Origin of the sequence: Lysobacter enzymogenes (genome assembly GCF_017168095.1) — a bacterium.
In the GTDB taxonomy this organism is placed as follows: Bacteria; Pseudomonadota; Gammaproteobacteria; order Xanthomonadales; family Xanthomonadaceae; genus Lysobacter; species Lysobacter enzymogenes_D.
Genome location: NZ_LXSD01000245.1, coordinates 1 through 296 on the forward strand (window position 1 = coordinate 1; position 296 = coordinate 296).

The following is a 296-nucleotide window of genomic DNA, read 5'->3' on the forward strand; positions in this document are numbered from 1 at the left end:
CCCAACGGCAAGCTCGACCGGCGCGCCTTGCCGGCGCCCGACGCCGGCGCGCTGGCGGTGCGCGGCTACGAGCCGCCGCAGGGCGCGACCGAGCAGGCCATCGCCGAGGTGTGGCAGCAAGCGCTGGGCGTCGAGCGGGTCGGACGCCACGACAATTTCTTCGCCCTCGGCGGCCATTCGCTCAAGGCCATCGGCATGGTCGAACGGCTGCGCCAGCGCGGCCTGAGCCTCGACGCCGGCGCGGTGTTCGCCGCGCCGACGCCGCAGGCGCTGGCCTCGCGCCTGGCCGCTACTGC

1 protein-coding gene is annotated in these 296 nt (G+C 76.0%); it reads left to right on the forward strand.

From position 1 onward, the window contains the following. A partial coding sequence (locus A7A76_RS06670; protein WP_206410454.1) for a phosphopantetheine-binding protein occupies positions 1-296 on the forward strand: 296 nt, incomplete at both ends.